Raw genomic sequence first — 6,000 nt, forward strand, 5'->3', positions numbered from 1 at the left:
GTCTGGCGCACCCGAATGTCCGTATCACTCCCTGTGCCAGCATTGTCCTGTCATCGCCAACTGGCAAGATAGCGGCAAGCCCACGGAAAAGGATGCGCGAACGCCCAAGGCCGGGTGTTTCAGCGCTTTTACACAGATGAACAACCCTCAGGCGATTGACGCTGATGGCACGGTGCGCTTCGGCGCCTATGTCTTTCACCGACAACAGCGTCTGGTCAGCAAGGCAGGCTGGCCGGTGCCTCTGGGCGGGCGGGCGCTGGATATCCTCACGGTGCTGCTTGAAGCGGCTGGGCAGTACATCAGCAAGGCCACCTTGATCGAGCGCGTGTGGCCGAACAGCGTGGTGGAAGAAAACAACCTGCGGGTGCACATCGCTGCATTGCGTCGCGCCCTTGATGGGCAGCGCTTCATTCTCAACGACCCACAGCGTGGCTACTGTTTCGCCGCCCCCGTGCACGGGGTTGTGCCGGCCACTTTACCCCTGCATAACCTCGCCGCACGCCTGAGTCCGGTGATGGGCTGTGATGAGCTGTTGGGCGTGCTGGTGCGACGCCTGTCCGGCCAGCGCCTGATGACGCTCACCGGGTGTGCCGGCGTGGGCAAGAGCAGCCTGGCCCTGGCGTTGGCTGAGCGGGTGTTGCCGCGTTACCGGGACGGCGTGTGGTGGGTCGATCTGGCCACGGTGGAAGCGCCGATGAGCATGCTGCGTCACCTGGCTTCGGTGCTGCACCTTGAACCCTGCGCCAATGCCGCTGAACTGGGGCGGCAATTGGCGGCCCGCCAGTTGTTGCTGGTGCTCGACGGTGCCGACCTGCTACTCGGTGCCTGCCGTCACCTGGTGCACGTGCTACGCGAAGCGGCGCCTCAGGTCAGTGTGCTGGTCAGCAGTCGTGAAGCCCTGCAAGTCCCCGGCGAATGGGTGCAACGCGTGCCTCGGCTGTCGGTGCCTGCGCCATCGGCGTTGAGCCGTGTCGAAGAAGCGATGGCTTACCCGGCGGTGCAAGTGTTCGTCGCCCGAGTACGTGCTGCTCAGCAAGGCTTTGTGCTGCGCCCCCAAGACTTGGCCCCGCTGCGTGACATCTGTCGACGCCTGGATGGCATTCCCCTGGCCCTGGAGCTGGCGGCCGCTCAAGTGGACGCCCTTGGCGTACGTGGATTGCAGCAGCAACTGTGCAAAGGCGTGCAAGTGCTGAGCCGGGGCCGGCGCACGGCGGTGGAACGTCATCAATCCCTGAACGCGGCCCTGGACTGGAGCTACCAGCGCCTGAGCCTGCCGGAGCGCTGGCTGTTCCTGCAATTGGGACTGTTCAAGATGGCGGTCACCTTGCCCACCTTGAGTGAACTGGTCGCTGGTACCGAGCTGGAACATGCCGACTTGGCCTACCTGCTGGGGCGTCTGGTGAGCACTTCGTTGCTGACCCTCGAACCCGGCCCCGGCAACGCCCGTTACCGCCTGCTCAACTGCGTGCGCAGCTATGCGCTCGCGCAGTTACGCGACCCGATGCAGGTCGCGCGCTTGCAGCAGGGCTATGGGCATTACCTGGGGCCGTTTTCAGGCCGGCCGTTTGTCCTGCAACTCGTCGAGCAGGCCGCGTACGCGGACTAGATCCTGGGTGGCAAAGCCCTCCGTGAACCGCGTGTAGACCGAACTCAGCAGATCGCGGGCCGGCTGCACGCGGCCTTGCGCCTGCCACAGCCGTGCCAACGACGTCGCACAGCGCAACTCCCAGGCCAGCGCGCCTTGCTGGTGAGCCAGGCCCAAAGCTTCCAGCAGCAGCGCTTCGGCCGCACGGGCATCGGTCGTGCTTTCGGCGCGTATCCGCAGGATCTCCGGGGTGCACCAACCCGCGTCGCCCGCGCGGGCGCGTTCGAACCCAGGCTCGTCCAGTGCATGGGAACCCAGCGTGACCAGGATATCCTCAATCAACCCCAGGCCTTGCAGGTCCTTGTGCCCAAGGATTCCCGCGTAGTGACCTGCCCACGTCTTGAACAACTGCACCGAATGCTTGTGGGCATGTTCCAACAGCAGTGCCTGCAGGGTCTGGGCGGTGTCTTCGTCACCGTTGTAACGGGCGATGACCACGCCTGCCAACGCCAGGGTGTAGCAGATGGAGGTGCCATGATTGATCTGCTGCGCCAGTTCCAACGCCTGGTTGGCGGTGCGCCAGGCTTGCTCGGGAAAGCCCTGCAACCACAGGATTCGCGCCAGCACCGTGAGTGAGGCAACGCTTTGGTCGTATTGCACACCGATGCCGTGGGCAAATCGGTTGACGTGGCCGCTGTGCGCCATGCGTTGGATCACTTGTTCGGCATTGTGCCGGGCGAGTGCCTGGTTGCCGTTGTAATGCTGGGCCAGCACCCGCAGACGCTGGGCGCTGATATCCAGTTGCGGGTCGGTGCGTGGGTCGAGGCGATCAAACTGCACGCTTTGCGCCAGCGCCTGACGATACTGGCCTGCACACAGGTTCACCGCCATATGCCCGGAGATCGCGCGCAGTTGCCCCGCGACGTCCTCGTGCGCTTCGGCCAGGTGCCGTGCACGGACGAACGCGGCAATGGTCTGCGGGGCCCCGCCCATGGCGTGATAGGACAGGCTGCCCAGCGCCAATTGCAGTTGCATCGACAAGCGGGGGCAGGGCGATTCGGCCTGGTCCATCAACGCCAGCGCCTTGTCCACGTACAAACGGTGTTCCCTGAGCAACGACAATTCTTGCCACAGCGGCATTGCGCTGACGGTCAAGCGGATCGCCAGCAGGTGTTCGCCCGCCTGCGCGAGCCCCCAGTCGAGGGCAGCGCGGATATCTTCACGCAGCGGCGCGTAACGGTCGATCCAGGGTTGGGTGGCGACCGAATCCCAATCGTCGCGCGCCTGTTCCATCAGCGCCAGGCAACGCTCTGCATGGCGTTCGCGGGTGGCGTCAAGCTCTTGGGCGACGCTGAGCTTTTCCAGGGCGTAGGTGCGGGTGATGTCCAGCAGGCGATACACCATCTCATCATCACCGGCCTCGACGTTAAGCAAGGATTTGGCGACTAGTTGAGTGATTGAGCCCAGCACTTCGGCGGGTGCTACCTGTTCCCCGGCAATCACCGCCGCCGCACTGGCCAGGCTGAAACCGCCGCGAAACACCGCCAGGCGACGCAGGCAGATCTGTTCGCAGGCGGTCAGCAGCTCAAAGCTCCAGTCCAGCGTCGCGCGCAAGGTTTGATGACGAGGCAGGGCGTTGCGCCGGCCACGGGTCAGCAGGCGGAAATTGTCCTCCATCTGCACCAATAGCCCTGGCAAGCCAAAGCGCTCGATCTGCGCCGCCACCAACTCGATCGCCAACGGAATGCCGTCCAGGCGCTGGCAGATATCAATCGCCAGCGGCAGCTCGGCTTCGCTCAGCTCGAAGCTGTCCTGATGGGACATGGCTCGCTCGATCAACAATTGCAGGGCCGGGTAGCCCAACGCTTGGGCGCGATTGCCGGTGACGGGCGGGCAGGCCAAGGGTTCCAGGCGCTGCACGGATTCGCCTTCGGCGCGCAATGCCTCGCGGCTGGTGGCCAGGATGTGCAGCCTGGGCGCATGGCGCAGCAGGGTTTCGCTGATCAGGGCGATGTCGTCGAGCAGGTGCTCACAGTTGTCGATCACCAGCAGCAACTGGCGGTCCTGCAGGCTGCGCGCAAAGGTCGCCAAGGGTTCGTGCTCGGCATGAGTGACGTCGAGCAGGGCAGCCAGGTTGGGCAGGATCATCGATGGCGCGCTCAACGGCGCCAGGTCGAACAGCCGGATGCCGTCGCGGTAATGCCCGATCAACAATTCCGCCACCCGCAGCGCGACAGTGGTCTTGCCGATGCCGCCGGCGCCGGTCAGGGTGATAAAGCGTTGTTCCGGCAGTTGCTGCACCAGGCTGTCGATCAAGGCCTGGCGGCCGATCATCCGGGTACGCCGCAACGGCAGGTTGTGGCAGGGACGTTGTGGGGCACCTTCGGAAGGCGGTGTCATCGGTTCGATGCTCAGTGGCGCAACAAAACTGTAGCCGCGCTGGGCCACGGTCACGATATAGCGCTGCCCGGCCTGGCCATCGCCCAGAGCCTTGCGCAACGCCGCCATATGCACCCGCAGGTTGCCGTCTTCCACCACGCTTTTGGGCCAGACGCGGGCGATCAACTCCTGTTTGCTCACCACATTGCCGGCCTGCTCCAGCAAGATCAGCAGGATCTCCACCGCACGCCGTCCCAGGCGCAAAGGGCGACCCGCCTCGAGCACCAAGCGTTGGCGCGGGTGGATGCGATAGGGGCCGAAATGTACGGCCTGGTCGCCGGGGTCGCTCATGGCTGGCCGTGCTCGGAAAGGGGGGAGCGGCCAGCATATTCCAGGTACGCACCGACCACTAGGCTGCGATGACTTGAAGCTTGTGACGTAAGTGGTGATTTCGCCAGGTCATCGGGTTGACGCCTTCGCTGCGGGTGAACATATGGCAGAAGTGCGCCTGGTCGCAAAAACCACATTCCAGGCTGATTTGCGTCAGGCTCAGGGACGAGCTGGTGATCAGCTCCTTGGCGCGCTGGATGCGCTGTTGGCGGATCCACTCCTGCGGTGACAACCCGGTGGTGCACTTGAACGCCCGGGAAAAATGGCTGCGCGACAGCGCGCAGGCCTGGGCCAGGTCGGCAATGGCCAGGCTCTCGCCCAGATTGGCCAGGATCAGTTGCTTGGCGATGCGCTCGCGCCGAGGGCACAGGCCTCCGGTGGCGGACAAACGAGGGGCATATTGCTCGAGTCGGGCCATGACAAATATCCGCAGTCGATGGGAGCGTTCCCGGTGGATGGATGCAGTGTAGACGCGGTCAATCTTGTTGCCGGACCGTCCGGCTGACGAGTTAATCGTTGTTAATTTCGCCAGGTGCCGAGGTGAAAAAGACAGCACAGACATGCAATGCCGGTCGGGTTTTGCATGCTTATCTGTGCGCTTGCCAACCGTTTGGATGCTTCCTATGAACCGCAACGACCTGCGTCGCGTCGACATGAACCTGCTGGTGATTTTCGAAGCACTGATGTTCGAGAAGAACCTGACCCGGGTCGCCGAAAAACTCTTCATGGGCCAACCGGCGGTGAGCGCGGCGTTGGGGCGTCTGCGCGACCTGTTCGACGACCCGTTGCTGCTGCGCAACGGGCGGGGCATGGAGCCCACGCCACGTGCCGTGGCGATACTCAAGGAGTTGCAACCGGCCATGGACACCATCTCCGGCGCGGTCAGCCGTGCCAAGGATTTCGACCCTTCCACCAGTTGTGCGGTGTTTCGCATTGGCCTCTCTGATGACGCTGAGTTTGGCCTGTTTCCGCCGTTGCTCAGTCAATTGCGCGAGGAAGCGCCGGGGATCATCGTGGTGGTGCGTCGGGCCAATTACCTGTTGATGTCGTCGTTGCTGGCCAGTGGCGAGATTTCGGTGGGGGTGAGTTACACCACTGAATTGCCGGCGAATGCCAAGCGCAAGAAGCTGCGGGATATTCCGTGCAAGGTCTTGCGTGGGGATGGTGGTGTCGAGCCGCTCACGCTGGATGATTACTGTGAACGCCCTCATGCAATGGTGTCGTTCTCGGGGGACTTGAGTGGCAATATCGATCTGGATTTGGCGCGGATCGGCCGGGCGCGGCGGGTGGTGTTGGCGGTGCCGCAGTTCAGTGGGTTGCGGGCATTGTTGGCGGGGACGCAGATAATTGCGACGGTGCCGGATTATGCGGCGTGTGCGTTGACCGAGGGGACGTCGTTACGCGCGGAGGATCCGCCGTTTGCGATTGAGGAGGCGCAGTTGTCGATGGTGTGGAGTGGGGTGCATGACAATGATCCGGCGGAGCGGTGGTTACGGGCACGGATTGGGGAGCATATGGCTTGGGGGGGTGAATGAGTACATATCCGTTGTTTGGGTAACGGCTGATATAGGTTCCGCCCTTACGGCGGCTCACTTTTGATAGAGCGCAAAAGTAAGCAAAACGCTCTTGCCCCAACACTCGGCACC

Annotated in this window: 4 protein-coding genes; 2 read left to right on the top strand and 2 right to left on the bottom strand. The window is 63.4% G+C overall.

Features of this window, described 5'->3' with window-relative positions; all coding sequences use genetic code 11:
* The first annotated feature begins 136 nt into the window (after nucleotides 1-136).
* Complete coding sequence (locus tag EJ576_RS19745) at nucleotides 137-1,606, top strand: winged helix-turn-helix domain-containing protein (RefSeq protein WP_126570918.1); 1,470 nt, start codon at nucleotides 137-139, stop codon at nucleotides 1,604-1,606.
* Here the strand turns inward: EJ576_RS19745 and EJ576_RS19750 are convergent.
* Nucleotides 1,553-4,315, bottom strand: coding sequence for a winged helix-turn-helix domain-containing protein (locus EJ576_RS19750; RefSeq protein ID WP_126570919.1), 2,763 nt, complete (start codon nucleotides 4,313-4,315; stop codon nucleotides 1,553-1,555). The genes EJ576_RS19745 and EJ576_RS19750 overlap by 54 nt on opposite strands.
* 58 nt (nucleotides 4,316-4,373) lie before the next feature.
* The gene (locus tag EJ576_RS19755; RefSeq protein WP_122728872.1) at nucleotides 4,374-4,772 is read right to left on the bottom strand and encodes a helix-turn-helix domain-containing protein; all 399 of its coding nucleotides are present in this window, start codon (nucleotides 4,770-4,772) and stop codon (nucleotides 4,374-4,376) included.
* A gap of 205 nt (nucleotides 4,773-4,977) precedes the next feature.
* Between EJ576_RS19755 and EJ576_RS19760 the strand changes: the two genes are divergently transcribed.
* On the top strand, nucleotides 4,978-5,889 hold the full coding sequence (locus EJ576_RS19760; protein ID WP_126570920.1) for a LysR family transcriptional regulator: 912 nt from the start codon (nucleotides 4,978-4,980) through the stop codon (nucleotides 5,887-5,889).
* Nucleotides 5,890-6,000 lie beyond the last annotated feature (111 nt).

It is taken from the genome of Pseudomonas sp. C 49-2 (assembly GCF_003970195.1).
Lineage (GTDB): Bacteria > Pseudomonadota > Gammaproteobacteria > Pseudomonadales > Pseudomonadaceae > Aquipseudomonas > Aquipseudomonas canadensis.

What these genes read in the sequence shown, in the direction of transcription:
- EJ576_RS19745 (WP_126570918.1), top strand. Translation starts at nt 137, where the DNA reads ATGAACAACCCTCAGGCGATTGACGCTGATGGCACGGTGCGCTTCGGC.
- EJ576_RS19750 (WP_126570919.1), bottom strand. Translation starts at nt 4,315, where the DNA reads ATGAGCGACCCCGGCGACCAGGCCGTACATTTCGGCCCCTATCGCATC.
- EJ576_RS19755 (WP_122728872.1), bottom strand. Translation starts at nt 4,772, where the DNA reads ATGGCCCGACTCGAGCAATATGCCCCTCGTTTGTCCGCCACCGGAGGC.
- EJ576_RS19760 (WP_126570920.1), top strand. Translation starts at nt 4,978, where the DNA reads ATGAACCGCAACGACCTGCGTCGCGTCGACATGAACCTGCTGGTGATT.